A 14,293-nucleotide genomic window follows, 5' to 3' on the forward strand; every position below is an offset into this window, starting at 1 on the left:
GATGACAACACTCAATATTATTCCAGGTAAAATATCGCTAGCACAATTACGCCAAGTGGCAAAACGCAGCGACATGACTTTTAGCCTAGATGAAACGGCTTTTGACGAAATTAATAAAAGCGCGGCAGCCGTGCAACAAGTTATCAAAGAAGATCGCGTCGTTTATGGTATTAATACCGGTTTTGGTTTACTCGCCAGTACCCGCATTAAAAACGACGAGCTGGAATTATTACAACGTTCAATTGTACTTTCCCATTCTGCAGGTTTTGGCGACTTTATGGATGACGCCACCGTTCGTTTGATGATGGTATTAAAAATTAATTCATTGTCACGTGGTTTTTCAGGCATTCGTTTACAAGTTATTCAAGCGTTAATTACCTTACTTAATGCCAAAGTTTACCCGTGCATTCCGAAAAAAGGTTCTGTTGGTGCATCCGGTGATTTAGCGCCATTATCACATATGGTTTTACCTCTATTAGGTGAAGGTGAAATGCGCTACCAAGGTGAAGTAATGCCAGCAAACCAAGGGTTAAAAATTGCCGAAATTGCACCACTCACTTTAGCTGCTAAAGAAGGTTTAGCGCTACTGAACGGCACGCAGGCATCAACGGCCTTTGCCCTTGAAGGTTTATTCCATGCAGAAGATTTATTTGCTGCAGGCGTAACAGTAGGCGCAATGTCAGTTGAAGCAGCTAAGGGCAGTCGTGCACCATTTGATGCTCGCGTACATCAAGTACGTGGTCAAAAAGGGCAAATTGACGCCGCCATGGCTTATCGCCATATTCTTGATAGTGACTCTGAAATTGGCCGCTCTCATGTCGACTGTGAAAAAGTGCAAGACCCCTATTCACTGCGCTGTCAGCCACAAGTGATGGGCGCATGTTTACAACAAATTCGCCAAGCCGCTGAAGTACTGCATGTTGAGGCGAATGGCGTTACCGATAACCCGTTAGTATTTGCCAATGAAGGCGACTTTATTTCGGCAGGTAATTTCCACGCAGAACCCGTTGCCATGGCAGCAGATAACTTAGCGTTAGCGATTGCTGAAATTGGCGCCTTGTCAGAGCGCAGAATGGCGTTACTTATCGATGCGAGTTTAAGCAAATTACCGCCATTTTTAGTCGACAACGGTGGTGTGAATTCTGGTTTTATGATCGCACAAGTAACCTCTGCAGCACTTGCTTCTGAAAATAAATCATTAGCACACCCTGCTTCTGTTGACAGCCTGCCAACATCAGCTAACCAAGAAGATCACGTTTCTATGGCGACATTTGCAGGACGTCGCTTAAAAGATATGAACGAAAATACCAATGGTGTGTTAGCGGTTGAGTATTTAGCGGCCGCACAAGGGTTAGACTTTAGAGCGCCACTAAAAGCAGCAGATAAAATTGAGCAAGCCAAAGCCATATTGCGCGAAAAAGTCAGTTTTTATGATAAAGACCGTTACTTTGCACCAGACATGGTTGAGGCATCTAAAATTATTACCAAAGGTGCATTAAATACCTTAATGCCTGCGCAACTACTGCCAAGTTTATAGCCGTGCGCAGGGCTTTAGCTACAAGCTACAAGCGACAAGCGACAAGCGACAAGCGACAAGCGACAAGCCGAAAATAAAACGCATCAACAAAAAAGCCAGCATATTATTGCTGGCTTTTGTTTATAAACTTACTGTTATCTATTTATGATATGGCTTACTTAAGCGATGTACTGAGTCGATAAAGTGACCAGCATGCTCAGGATCTACATCTGGGTGAATACCATGACCTAGATTAAATACATGACCTGTACCACCTTCACCAAAGCCAGCTAATATTTTCGATACTTCTTGTTCAATGCGTGGTTTAGGCGCATATAACATTGAAGGGTCCATATTACCTTGTAGCGCAACTTTATCACCAATACGTGCTTTGGCATTTTCAATATCAATGGTCCAATCAAGACCAACGGCATCACAACCTGTTGCCGCGATGTCTTCTAGCCACATGCCACCGTTTTTAGTAAACAAGGTAACAGGTACTTGACGACCGTCGTTATGACGCGTTAAACCGTCAACGATTTTGTGCATGTACTGCAATGAGAATTCTTTATAATCACGAGGTGATAATACGCCACCCCAAGTATCAAATACCATGACCGATTGCGCGCCTGCTGCAATTTGCGCATTTAAATAAGAAATAACTGAGTCAGCTAACTTATCAAGCAATAGGTGCAAGGTTTGTGGTTCAGCAAACATCATTTTTTTGATTTTAGTGAAACCTTTTGAACTACCACCTTCAACCATGTATGTCGCTAGTGTCCATGGACTACCAGAAAAACCAATTAATGGCACAGAGCCATTGAGTTCTTTGCGAATAGTACGAACCGCATTCATTACGTATTGTAATTCACCTTCAGGATCAGGAATGCCAATTTTATCGACATCTGCTTTACAAGTGATCGGACGCTCAAATTTTGGCCCTTCACCGGTTTCAAAATAAAGACCTAAGCCCATCGCGTCAGGAATAGTTAAAATATCACTGAATAAAATAGCTGCGTCTAAAGGAAAACGACGTAATGGTTGAATGGTCACTTCACAAGCCAATTCAGCATTACGGCACACTGACATGAAATCGCCAGCATCTTTGCGTACTTCACGGTACTCAGGTAAATAACGACCTGCTTGTCTCATCATCCACACAGGGGTGTAATCAACAGGTTGGCGAAGTAAAGCTCTTAAGTAGTTGTCATTTTTTAATTCTGTCACGCAGTTTTCCTCATAACTTTTATGGCGCACATTCTAGCACCCCCCTAAAATATGATCTATGACACAAATCAATTCTCTTGATGCAATTTTTTTTCAATCGATAAAAAAAGTTGGTCATTTTTAAAACAAACTCATTTTCAATTACTTACGGTTATTTACACAAATTTACAATGTTATACGAAAATAATCGTCGAGTTTATGCTCTATTAAAGTTGTTGCAAGCTAAATATCCCTTTGTTATAAATTACCCCGCGCTTAGATAATAACAATAATAAAAGAACGAAAATAATTAATAAGAAGCTTGTAAAACAAGCCCATACAGCGAGCATTTCGGCCTTACCGTTTGGTAAGGCTTTTTTATTTCTGACCCATTATTTTTCACTTATCTCTCGCTCGCTTTTCAATACGCCCTATTTTTCGCACAACCTTTAAAACTCGTACAAGCTTAAAGGTAGCGACAGTTTTTTAACATACAAACGGCTTTATCGTTATTTAATGACCTCAAAAAATGATTTAACACACAAATAAGTGTCTGCAAAAAAATGCCAACAGGAAAAGATAAATTCTAAACGTAGTTAGTTGCAAACTGGTGACGTAGACAATTTAGAAAAGGTAGAAGGGAAGTAAAAGAAGTAAGCCGTTTGCTACTGCCTGTAATTAGCGCACAGGCAGTAGATGAGTATATAGCGCCTAAGCTTGGCGAATATCCACTAGGCTATGAATATCTAACTTGGAAAAATCCGTTAACGACAGGCCTTCTAATGCTTTTAAAAAAGGGAAGCCCATATGCAATATAGAACCGTCAGGCATGTAATTATCAATGTATCGTCCATCTGGGCTATCAAAGACAATAAATAGCTCTGCGCCTTCATCACTCCACGGCGTATGATCATTGCCAACACTTTCATAAGCAACATCACCTTGTTCAAAACTGCCTTCATCGTAAGCCCAGGTTCCCGCAAGGGTATAGGCAATTGCTGTGCAGTGATGAACATGGCGTGGCATTTTAGCGTTAGGCTCAAATTTTACGCCTATGAGTACACGCTGATTTTCTTCATCTGCTTTATATACTTTTAATGACGTACCTTCTGCACCCGGAATTGCTATCGGTAACCAGTCTTGTGGTTGCCTTAATATACTCATTTCGTCAGACATACTTGTTCTCCTCTAATGTGGCTAATACCAGCCTATTTGTTGTAATTTTTGATTATGATTGTAAGTAACCATTGTCTTGCAGCCATTGGCGGCTATTTTCCATGCCATCAGACAAACTCACTTTAGGCTGATAACCTAATAACGCCTGTGCTTTTGCATGGCTATAATCGGCACATGGCCGGCTTAACATTTTCATGGTGTTTGGGTTGATTTCGGTCGTTTTACCAAACAAATGAAATAGAGACTCATTCAAAAATGCTACTGAATTTAATAGTCTATTGGGTAAGGTTGGTACTTTGTGCTTGCCTAACATATTTGCTAAGTAGCCAAAATATTGAGTATTGGTGACTTCTTGATCGCCGGAGATAATAAAAATTTGCCCTTTGCCAGCATCTTTATACGCCGCTAAATAAATGCCCTCGACTAAATCGTCAATATAAACTGGACCAAACATGCCCTTTGGCACAATAAATTTATTTTTTTTCATTTCTTCAATCGGGGTGATCACCCAAGGTCGGGAGCCAGGACCGTACACATCAGCAGGGCGGACAATAGTGCAGTCAATTTTGCCTTGGCTATGGTAATTCATCACTAAGTGTTCACTAAGAATTTTGCTGTCGCGATAGGGGTGCCCTTGTGTTTTTAAAGGCATAGACTCATCAATTGTCGTTGTCGACTCAAAACCACAAGCGGCTACCGACGATATATGCACAAAGCGCTTTACGCTGCGACAAGCAATTGCTTCATCAAGCACTGTTTTAGTACCTTCAACATTCACCTGCCATGTTTGCTCATAGCTTAGTGCGTTAGACACCACAGCGGCGGTATGAATAACAAGATCACAACCTTGCAGCATATCTCGCCAAGTGTCTGGATGCGACAGCGTTCCTTTAACAATATTTTGCTCAAGGTTTTCTACCATATCCATACCGCATACTTGCGCACCTTGTTGACGAAACTTTTCGGCCAGCTTGCGACCAATAAAGCCATTAGCACCCGTAATAAAAACCTTTTGAAATTCAGTTGCTGACATCTACGCACCTTACAAGTTAACAATTAGATACCAATTATTAACTTTACAATTCAATTTGATTACAACATTATTAAAGTAGACTGGTTAAAGCTTTACTTATTACGACAAGAAAAGGACTAATAACGTCAATGTTAGATCTCGTTCGTGCAGCAGCATTAAGTCATTTTGATCAAGCCGTTGAAAATTTTAACGGTGATCATACCTATTTTTTGCATAAAGTCGGTTTGTCTAAAAAGTTATTGTCTACGCCTGATATGTACATGCAATATAATGATTTTATTAAGCTGCTAAATATCACCTCAACAGAATTAAAACAGCCAAATTTTGGTTTGCATTTAGGTTGTATGCAAAATATCGAGTTATTGGGGTCGATCAGTTACTTATTAAAAAACTGTAAAACGGTAGGCGATGCGTTAATTAATTTTAAGCGTTTTTTTCATCATCACTTAACTTCGGCAGATATTGGCTTAACGGTTGAAAATGATCGGGTTACTTGGTCTTATGCAATTAATTTAAATACCATTGATAGCACAGCACAAGCGACAGATTTGGCATTGGGACTTGGCGTAAATATATTAACAACATTAACCTCTAACAACGCCAATATTACTAGTTTACATTTGCAACATAGCTCGCCAAAAAATAGAGCTTCCTTTAAAAATTACTTGGGCATTATGCCCAATTTTAATAGCACCTTTAACGGCATTTGTTTTTCCAAAAAAGCACTTGAGTTGCCGATAGCGGCAGCCGATCCTACCTTATTAAATATTCTTGCCGCGCAGTTTAACAGTGACAACATTGGTTATGTTGATGAAGTACCGCAGTTTGTAGAAAATATTATCAGACAAAATATTGCCATAACGCCATTGAGTATCGAAGCGGTTGCTGATCAAATGGCGATAAGTGTGCGCAGCCTACAGCGCCATTTAAGCAGTCAAAATACCAGTTTTAGAAAGATTGTTGATAATGTGCGTAACAAATTAGCGTCACAATATTTGATTGATTCAACCTTAAGTTTGAACCATATTTCTGATGTTTTAGGTTTTTCAAATTACAGTGAATTTTCGCGTGCGTTTAAACGCTGGAATAATACTTCCCCCAAAGAGTACCGTACTATTCATTCACCGCGAAAGCGATTTACCCGCTTAAAACATATGTAAATTAGTCTCAAATATAAAAGCTCTAAATAAACATTTAGAGCTTTTATAACACAATTACATTAACTAGCCTTTATTCAAAGTTATAGCTCAACTGCATCGAAACACTGCGTCCAGGTTCGGTCCAAACATTGTAAAAACCAGCTGGCATTAATGGCATATCAATTGAGAAACTGGCTGTGGTTTCATCGGTAAGATTCTTCGCTAATAAAGCCACTTGCCAGGTACCACCGATATCAAGTAATGAAACACGAGCATTTAACTTGGTATACGCTTCTTGCTGTGTCCAAGGGTTTAAATCCGCATTCGTGTAGTAGTCAGATTTATGAATCAAATCAACAGTTGCTTTCAACTCAAATAAATCATTCAGTTCGGTATAATATTCCAGTGCTAAACTACCAGAAAAATCAGGAGCAAAGGCATTAGTTTTGCCTTTCATATCACACGATAAACCACCTTCTTCTACGTTGTCGGGTGTAACTGTTGCACTTTTAAAGCACTTAGCACCGGTAAACTCATCCCATTTAAAGTCTAACAGGCCAACGCTACCACTTAATAACCAATTATCAGCAAATGCCCAGCGGCCATCCATTTCTATACCACGTGATGTTGCTAGGCCACCGTTTTCAACAAAAAAGCCCGTGCTACCGTCATATATTGTCGTTTGTAAATCTTCAAACTCCATATTAAAAATGGCAAAGTTAATATCCGCCAAGCCGTCGTCTAAAGTCAGTTTTGAACCAAGTTCATATGAGATAACTGACTCGTCATCAAATTCAAACTTTTCTCTACTGTCATTGTTCGAGCGCGAGTCAAAACCGCCCGCTTTTGCACCTGTAGCAATTGAGCCGTAAAACATCATATTATCTAGTTTATATTTAATGTTTAATGATGGGGTAAAATGAGACTCTGAACGGCTTTCCGCTAAGTTATGATCAATAATATCTTGAGCGCCCTTTAATACGCCAATTGAATAATTAATTCCAGGCATTTGCGCGGGTAGACCGAATCTTGCAGCGATTGCAGGATCTAGCGTCACTAAATCAGTTTCAACGATTGGCTTGCCTGTTGGCAGGTATAAAGACGTAAAGTCACGCGTGCCGTCTTTATCTTCATTCGAATAACGTAAGCCTAAAGTCGCCTCCCATTGCTCACTTAATTGATAGTTAAATTGCGCAAATACTGCTTGAGTTTTTGAGTCAACATTGAACTGTCTATCACCATCAATGACCAAAGGATATACGCGATAAATCTCATCATAATCAAGGTCAGTTTCTTGATAATAAACACCGGCAATATAGTTAAAAGCACCGTCATTGGCCGAGGTTAAACGCACTTCTTGGCTTATTTGGGTAAAAGCTTCATTACCTAAAGCTCGATATACCATAGGCAGAACACTTTGGTCAGCGTCATTGCTTTGGCTTAATTCATAGTCTTGATAACCCGATGTCGCCGTTAACACTAAGTCGCCCATGTCATACTCAAGGTTTAATGTAACGTGGTCAGCCTCAAAAGTCGCCGCTTCAACTTCACCTAAAGCGGGGTTAGTTTTATGGCTTTTATCATCTAGTTCCCAGTCTTTTATGATCCCTAAAATTGGTGCGCCACTGCCCGCCACTGCCGGTTCAATATAGACCTGACTTGGTGCATAACCGGTAAGCTCATCATTATCATGCTGTGCGGATAAGGTAACATTCAAATCGCTACTTGGCTGCCAAGCTAGTGTTACACGAGCGTTATACGTTTCATGGCCGACTTCGTCATTTCCGGTAACCGTATTTTCTTGGTAACCACCACCATCAATAACCTTCAATGCAACACGTGCCTGTAGGTTATCAGTAATACTGTTAGAAACAGCACCTTCTATTGTTGTTTCATCAAATGAAAAGTCATAACTAGTATTAATGTAACCTTGTAAGTCTTCTGTCGGCTTAGCCGTTGTTAAATTTAAAGCACCCGCGGTAGTGTTTTTACCAAACAAAGCACTTTGCGGACCACGTAATACTTCGACACGTTCTAAATCAAGAAAGGCGCTACGCATTAAGTGACCACGACCGCGATAAATACCATCAACAAAGGTACCTACGGTTTGTTCAAAACCTTGGTTTGGCCCTGAGCCTAAACCGCGCATTATCACGTTAAAACCTTGCCCCGACTCACTTACTGAAAAGTTAGCAATATAAGCTGATAATTCTTCTGTATCAGAAATATTGTTTTCCATGAGTTTTTCTTGGTTAACCGCGCTCATTGAAATAGGTACTTCTTTAACATTTTGTACCCGTTTTTGCGCCGTCACCATAATAACTTCAAGGCCTTTATCTTCATCTGCGCTGGCCTCTTCTGCAGATATTCCTTGGCTTGAAAAAGACGATAATAAAGCAATAGCTACTGCTGTTTTTTTGAATGTTGTTGTTATATTCATACTTTCCCCGATGCACTTTAGCGCATTCAATTTGTAATAATTCACTGTTATATAACCATCTTCCCCTATAGCTAACCACACAGAACACGCCTATTTCTTGACAAATTACGACAAAAGCACCAAACAAAGTTACACATAAGTGCAATCAAGATATATGAATCAAAAGCTTATATAAGCAAGAAAAGATGGAAATTAAGGAAGCGGCGAAATAACGTTACATCAGAGACAAAAAAGCCAGCTAAGATGCTGGCTTTATCTACGGGATTAGCGATGAATCTTAAAGTACTTTAGCAATAGACTCAGCTAAGTAGTCAACATTGCTTGGTGCAATACCAGCAATACTCATACGGCTTGAACCAACCATATAAATGCTGTATTCATCTTGCAACTGCTGTACTTGCGCTGGGGTAATACCTAAGAAAGAGAACATACCTTTTTGATTAGCAATAAAGCTAAAGTCGCGCGTTACACCTTTCTCAACTAATTTATCAACAATAATTTTACGGTTACCATTAATGCGATTACGCATTTCTGTTAGTTCGTTAAACCATTCATGACGTAACTCGTCTGAACTTAAAATAGTTTCAACAAGTGCTGCACCATGCGCTGGTGGCATTGAATAAATAGTACGCGCAACACCTAATACAATTGAAAAGGCAATGTCAGTCGTTGCTGGCGTTTCACCAATAACCGTACAAGCACCAATACGCTCACGGTACAAACCGAAGTTTTTCGAACATGAGCTACATAAAATCATGTTAGTTACCGTATCAGCCATTAAGCGAACGCCGTATGCGTCTTCTTCTAAGCCGTCACCAAAACCTTGATAAGCCATGTCAATTAGTGGTGTAAAACCAACATCTTTAGCAACCTGTGCTACTTGCTGCCATTGTTCTTGGCTAAGATCCATACCTGATGGGTTATGACAACACGCGTGCAGTAAAACAAAATCATCGCTCGATAATTCTTTTAACGCCGCTAACATCGCTTCAAAGTTTAAGGTTTTGTTTTCGTAATCGTAGTACGGGTATTCTTGTACGTCTAAACCCGCAGCTTCAAATACACCTTTGTGGTTAGCCCACGTTGGGTTTGAGACAAAGATTTTAGCGCCTGTTTTACAACGAGCGATAAACTCTGCAGCAACACGTAAAGCACCTGTACCACCTGGAGTAGAAGCCGTTTTTACACGATTGTTGGCAATAACTTGATGATCACCAAAAATTAATGCCGTCATTTGCTCATTGAATAATGCTGAACCTGTACCACCAATATAAGTTTTGGTTAATTCATTTTCTAAACGATATTTTTCTGCTTTTTTAACGCAATTTAAAATGGTGGTATCACCGGCTTCATTTTTATAAACACCAACACCTAAATCAATCTTAAGTGGGTTAGTGTCTGCACGATATTTAATGGATAAGCCTAAAATAGGATCAGCTGGTAAAGCAGTTAAGCGACCAAACATGATAACAATTACCTTCTAGAAAATGTGGGATTTTACAACGATTACGCCTTCGCAAAAGTTGTTAATAAAATACCCGAGGATTAAAGCGTCAGCATAACGACAATAAGGCGAAAATTAAAGCATTTGTGCTAAAAAAATAGTGGAATATTTATGATAAAAAAAACTATCACATAGCGATTTGTCACACTCGCCAAATCACTATGTTGAAAACTGATATTTGTCAGCCGTTAAAAGGTATTAGTTAGCGATGCTAAACCGCCAATAATTCCACCAAACACGCCGCCCCAAACCACTAACCAGCCTAAATGTTCACGGATCATGTTTTGCACAATTTCCTTTACTAACTCAGGGGTGAGTTCATTTAGACGTTTTTCAATAATATCGCTTACTTTGTCACGCATGCCCGCCATAACTGACGGCTGTTCAAGCTCGTTACGCAATACTTGATTGAAATCGTCCGATTTAGAGATATCACCAATGGCTAACTTCATTTTTTCAATAAAAGGTTCACGCATCGGCTGCAACGCCTCTTTACCGCCAACCATTGCTAACATAGCGCCGAATGATGAGTTTTCGATCACTTCCACTAAATTGTCAAAGGCAGGAGACAAATCAACTTTATCAATAATAGGCGCAAAATCGATAGCATTTGACGCACTGGCATTGCCTGACAAAAAACGGTCGATGTTTTCTTCGGTAAAAAACTGCTCCATCATTAAATTACGAATAGCTATTTTAAAATCGTCAAACCTTGCCGGGATAACGCCTGAACCATATAAGCCGGGAACTTTTTCAAATAACATATGCACCGCAAGCCAGTTAGTCACCGCGCCCGATAAGGCAAAAATACCGATAGTAAAAACCAATGACTGCTCGGCAAAATAGCCGACAAGAGTTAACGCAATAGCAATAACATTGGTGATTAAGCTTTTGTTCACAACTTGCTCCAACAAAAAATGACAGGTAAGAATTACAGGCGATATGTTAGCAACCCTGACAAGGCTAATCTAGAGCAGGGTGTTTTTTCTTGTTAACCTATTAGTTGAAGGCACCGTAATTTATGGCATAGTAATTTATGGCAAGTTTTGTTTTACTAAATGTCCCAAACCTTTAGGTAAAAAATCAATGAAAATATCAAGCATGCTAATAGCCTTTATTGCGCTAGTGACACTACCAAGTGCCGCCAACGATATAACTTGGCGAAGCCTAAATCCTGAGCACACAGTACTGATGACTTTGCCCCATGGAAAAGTGGTGATTGAACTTGCACCACAGTTTTCACCCAACCATGTCCAGCAATTTGTTAAGTTAAGTAAAAAAGGTCATTACGACGGCAATAAGTTTTACCGAGTCATTGATGGTTTTGTTGCACAAGCAGGTCCTAAAAAAAATAGTCGAAAAGAACTAAGTGTGAAAAAGCTTAACCTCGAAGGTGAGTGGTCTACAACGAAGTCTTGGCAATTTACGCCAGTACAAAGCAATGATTTATTTGCATTGCAAACAGGCTTTAAAGATGGTTTTGCAATCGGCCATAACGCTAACGAGAAAAAGGCTTGGCTAACCCACTGCCCGGGTGTTATCGCCATGGCACGTAGTAACCAAGCCAATTCCGCTTCTAGTCACTTTTACATTGTAAACGGTCAAGCACCACGCTATTTAGATAGATTAATGACGATATTTGGTCGTGTGGTTTATGGCATGGAGCACGTACAAAGCATTGTGCGCACTAGCGTGATTGAAGGTGACAAGGCGGTTGATAACAAGAATTACACACCGATAGTTTCGATGAAACTGATGAGTGATGTTGCAAAAGCTGAACAAATATTAATTGAAGTTGAAGCGACCAATACTGACGCGTTCAAACAAAAGCTGGCTAAACGAAAAGCGCGTCCTCACGATTTTTTCTTTAAAAAGCCGCCTCCAGTGTTAGATATTTGCCAAACACCGGTAAAAGCAAGGCGAATACAATAGCTGGATTCTCAAGCTTTCTATTTTTCAATGGTACAAAAAAGGCTAACTGAACAGTTAGCCTTCAAACAATAGTTTTGCAAAAATTAGCTTAGATAAAGGCAAATGCATCTGCATACATGTGCTCTTTTTCAGCGCCATGCGCTAAAAAGTCGTCGCGTAAAATGCCAACCATATCAAAACGACCTGCAATATAAATATCGTAAGGGGCAAGCGATGCAATATCCGTCATTACTGTTTTATGCACTAAACCTTCTTTGCCTTGCCAGCTAGCACTCGTAGTTTCAACAACAGGTATAAACTTGCCGTTAGCTAAACTATTAATTGTTGCTTGTGTTTGTTCAAGTTCATAACAGGCGCTTTCATCACGCAAGCCCCAATAAACAATCACTTCACGTTGCGACTTTTGCTCAGCTAAGTAGGTAAACATAGATTTAATGTAAGAAAATCCGGTACCACCAGCAACTAATAAAACTGGACGTTCGCTGTCACTGCGTAAATGCGCATTGCCTGCCGCTATTTCAACAGTTACCGTCGCTGATGCTTTAATATGATCGATAACCTGCATCGCATAGCTGTCTTCACCAAAGGCACCAATTTGCAATTCAATAAATTCCGCATTAGGTGAACTTGCGATAGAAAATGGACGTTTATCGTCTTCGCTCATGACAAAATTTAGGTACTGACCGGGTAAAAAATCAACGGCGCTACTTGGCTTTAACAAAACCTTGTACACATAATCAGTTAATGATGATATTGACTGAACCTGACATTCAATTGCTTGCATTTTAATAACCCTAAAAATAATTTTTCGGTACAACTATTTAAAAATAGCTAACTCGTCCCAAATATCGTCAACTTCTTGTTTGACGTCATCTGGCATAGTAATTGGTACACCCCACTCACGATCTGTTTCGCCGGGCCATTTATTGGTTGCGTCCATACCCATTTTAGAACCTAAACCTGAAACTGGCGAGGCAAAGTCTAAATAGTCGATAGGCGTATTTTCTATTAATACCGTATCTCGGCTTGGATCCATGCGTGTGGTCATTGCCCAAATGACGTCTTTCCAGTCGCGGGCATTTACATCGTCATCACAAACGATGACAAACTTGGTATACATAAATTGTCGTAAGAACGACCAAACTCCCATCATAACGCGCTTAGCGTGACCTGCGTATTGCTTTTTAATGGTTACCACCGCAAGGCGATAAGAGCAGCCTTCTGGCGGCAAGTAAAAGTCTTGAATTTCAGGAAATTGCTTTTGCAAAATCGGCACAAAGACTTCATTTAAAGCCACACCTAAAATGGCGGGTTCATCAGGTGGACGTCCAGTGTAGGTGCTATGGTAGATAGGATCTTTACGCTGGGTAATATGGGTAACAGTAAATACAGGAAAGTCATCAACTTCGTTGTAATAACCAGTATGATCGCCATAAGGCCCTTCCGGCGCTAACTCTTCTGGGTCAATATAACCTTCTAAGACTATTTCGGCTGATGCTGGCACTTCTAAATCGTTGCTGATGCATTTAACCACTTCTGTTTTACTACCACGCAATAAACCTGCGAATGCATATTCTGATAAGGTATCTGGCACTGGCGTAACTGCGCCTAAAATCGTAGCAGGGTCTGCACCTAGTGCAACTGACACTGGAAACTTTTCACCCGGATGTTCTTTTTTCCATTCCAGAAAATCAATCGCGCCGCCACGATGAGACAACCAACGCATAATGAGCTTATTTGGACCAAGCAACTGTTGTCGATAAATACCTAAATTTTGGCGCTCTTTATGTGGACCACGAGTCACCGTTAGTCCCCAAGTGATCAGCGGCGCAACATCACCTGGCCAACAGGTTTGAATTGGCAGCTTAGTTAAGTCAACCGCATCACCTTCAAATATTTCTTGCTGACAGGCGGCTTTGCGCAACACTTTAACGGGCATATTCAATACTTGTTTGTAGACAGGTATTTTACTAAAAGCGTCTTTAAATCCTTTAGGTGGCTCAGGCTCTTTTAACATTGCCAATAACTTACCCACTTCACGCAAAGCGGCAACATCGTCTTGACCCATAGCCAACGCGACTCGCTCAGGCGTACCAAAAAGGTTGGTCAATACAGGGGTATCATAGCCAATTGGATTTTCAAATAATAATGCTGGCCCTTCTTGGCGTAAGGTACGATCGCTAATTTCAGTCATCGCAAGTTCAGTCGAAATCGGCTGACTAATGCGTTTTAACTGACCTATTTTTTCAAGTTGAGCGATGAAATCTCTTAAATCACTGTATTTCATATTAGATTTGTATCCAAAAATTTGCCGACATTATACCGATAACGAAGCAGTAGACCATAA

The 14,293-nt window shown here is 40.3% G+C and carries 11 protein-coding genes; 3 read left to right on the forward strand and 8 right to left on the reverse strand.

All coding sequences use genetic code 11. The features are described from left to right. The first annotated feature begins 1 nt into the window (after position 1). Positions 2-1,537 (forward strand): histidine ammonia-lyase, encoded by a 1,536-nt coding sequence (gene hutH / locus ACRRSQ_RS07245; RefSeq protein WP_440875313.1) that lies wholly within the window; start codon positions 2-4, stop codon positions 1,535-1,537. 138 nt (positions 1,538-1,675) lie between these two features. On the opposite strand, the gene hemE is transcribed toward hutH, so the two are convergent. The 3 genes from hemE to ACRRSQ_RS07260 all read right to left on the reverse strand — a co-directional run bounded on the left by hemE (position 1,676) and on the right by ACRRSQ_RS07260 (position 4,931). Continuing rightward, positions 1,676-2,743, reverse strand: coding sequence for a uroporphyrinogen decarboxylase (gene hemE / locus ACRRSQ_RS07250; protein ID WP_440875044.1), 1,068 nt, complete (start codon positions 2,741-2,743; stop codon positions 1,676-1,678). A gap of 690 nt (positions 2,744-3,433) precedes the next feature. Continuing rightward, positions 3,434-3,898 (reverse strand): cupin domain-containing protein, encoded by a 465-nt coding sequence (locus tag ACRRSQ_RS07255; protein WP_440875045.1) that lies wholly within the window; start codon positions 3,896-3,898, stop codon positions 3,434-3,436. A 52-nt stretch (positions 3,899-3,950) separates the two neighbouring features. Continuing rightward, positions 3,951-4,931: an NAD-dependent epimerase/dehydratase family protein gene (locus ACRRSQ_RS07260; RefSeq protein WP_440875046.1), complete on the reverse strand. Its 981-nt coding sequence runs from the start codon at positions 4,929-4,931 to the stop codon at positions 3,951-3,953. A gap of 128 nt (positions 4,932-5,059) precedes the next feature. On the opposite strand from ACRRSQ_RS07260, the gene ACRRSQ_RS07265 reads away from it, so the two are divergent. Then, the gene (locus ACRRSQ_RS07265; protein WP_440875047.1) at positions 5,060-6,091 is read left to right on the forward strand and encodes an AraC family transcriptional regulator ligand-binding domain-containing protein; all 1,032 of its coding nucleotides are present in this window, start codon (positions 5,060-5,062) and stop codon (positions 6,089-6,091) included. A gap of 70 nt (positions 6,092-6,161) precedes the next feature. Here the strand turns inward: ACRRSQ_RS07265 and ACRRSQ_RS07270 are convergent, their stop codons facing one another. The 3 genes from ACRRSQ_RS07270 to ACRRSQ_RS07280 all read right to left on the reverse strand — a co-directional run bounded on the left by ACRRSQ_RS07270 (position 6,162) and on the right by ACRRSQ_RS07280 (position 10,913). Then, complete coding sequence (locus ACRRSQ_RS07270; protein ID WP_440875048.1) at positions 6,162-8,510, reverse strand: TonB-dependent receptor; 2,349 nt, start codon at positions 8,508-8,510, stop codon at positions 6,162-6,164. Positions 8,511-8,787: 277 nt separating this feature from the next. Then, positions 8,788-9,975, reverse strand: coding sequence for an amino acid aminotransferase (locus ACRRSQ_RS07275; RefSeq protein WP_440875049.1), 1,188 nt, complete (start codon positions 9,973-9,975; stop codon positions 8,788-8,790). 227 nt (positions 9,976-10,202) lie between these two features. Then, a complete protein-coding gene (locus ACRRSQ_RS07280) occupies positions 10,203-10,913 on the reverse strand; it encodes a DUF445 domain-containing protein (RefSeq protein WP_440875050.1) in 711 nt (236 codons plus the stop codon). Positions 10,914-11,100: 187 nt separating this feature from the next. Here ACRRSQ_RS07280 and ACRRSQ_RS07285 point away from each other — a divergent pair, with 187 nt between their 5' ends. Next, positions 11,101-11,946, forward strand: a complete 846-nt coding sequence (locus ACRRSQ_RS07285) for a peptidylprolyl isomerase (RefSeq protein WP_440875051.1) — start codon at positions 11,101-11,103, stop codon at positions 11,944-11,946. Positions 11,947-12,034: 88 nt separating this feature from the next. Here the strand turns inward: ACRRSQ_RS07285 and fre are convergent, their stop codons facing one another. Further along, positions 12,035-12,730 (reverse strand): NAD(P)H-flavin reductase, encoded by a 696-nt coding sequence (gene fre / locus ACRRSQ_RS07290; RefSeq protein ID WP_440875052.1) that lies wholly within the window; start codon positions 12,728-12,730, stop codon positions 12,035-12,037. A 33-nt stretch (positions 12,731-12,763) separates the two neighbouring features. After that, positions 12,764-14,233 (reverse strand): 4-hydroxy-3-polyprenylbenzoate decarboxylase, encoded by a 1,470-nt coding sequence (gene ubiD / locus ACRRSQ_RS07295; protein ID WP_440875053.1) that lies wholly within the window; start codon positions 14,231-14,233, stop codon positions 12,764-12,766. Positions 14,234-14,293: the final 60 nt, after the last annotated feature.

Origin of the sequence: Thalassotalea sp. PLHSN55 (assembly GCF_052030545.1) — a bacterium.
Taxonomy (GTDB): Bacteria; Pseudomonadota; Gammaproteobacteria; order Enterobacterales; family Alteromonadaceae; genus CANMXU01.